Origin of the sequence: Pseudoalteromonas sp. SG45-3, from assembly GCF_014164075.1 — a bacterium.
GTDB lineage: Bacteria > Pseudomonadota > Gammaproteobacteria > Enterobacterales > Alteromonadaceae > Pseudoalteromonas > Pseudoalteromonas distincta.
Map to the genome: position 1 here is coordinate 1 of NZ_JACJEN010000061.1, position 730 is coordinate 730.

Below are 730 nucleotides of genomic sequence, written 5' to 3' on the forward strand. Positions count from 1 at the left end.
AGCTGTCTCTTGATCACAAGTCTGACTCAAGAGATTTTGCTAAATCGTAGCCTTCCAGGATGGCTTGTAACTTAAGCCATCCTTGCCATAACACTTTCACAGATGCACGCCCTGTGCGCTTGGTATCTTTCCAGCCGCCTAACTTTGCCAGTTCCTGATACGCCCATGACATATTTGGAGCAGTTTCAGGCAATGGTGTTTTTATTCTCTTTAACCACAATAACTTCCATGCTTTGGGAGATAACAGTTGTTCACAACTTGGAGAATCAGGCTGCTCATTGGTGAACTTTAGTTGCAATATTCGCGTCGCAATAAAGCCATTAATCGTCACCAATCTTTCCATGTTATCTTGGCTTTGAAGGCGTAAACTTTCGATATCCGTGCCATCACTTTTCCAGACTTTATGGTATTCCTCTACAAGCCAACGGTGCTCATAGTAGGTGATGATAGCTAAGGCGTCTTCTTTGCTGGTGACTGGTTCACTGGTTAATAGGTGCCAGCTTAAGCCGTTCTCAGCGTTTCCTCTCTCTGCACTGCCGACATAGTAAACTGGGAGGGAGCGTCCTTTCTTATTGTAAGGCGCTTTGAGTGTCACTGGCGCATAGGTGATATCCAGTGTTGCGCTTCGGGCTTTTCTTCCTCCTTTTTGTGCAATGTGGATGTGTTTGGTGCCTGCACTCATCAGCTCGCTTGCAAACGCATAGAGCTTATCCTCACCTTCTTCAATATG

Annotated in this window: 1 protein-coding gene; it reads right to left on the reverse strand. The window is 45.6% G+C overall.

Features of this window, described 5'->3' with window-relative positions; all coding sequences use genetic code 11:
• Positions 1-13 precede the first annotated feature (13 nt).
• Positions 14-730, reverse strand: a 717-nt coding sequence (locus tag H5126_RS21245; protein WP_182721556.1) for an IS4 family transposase, incomplete at its 5' end; no start/stop codon positions are given.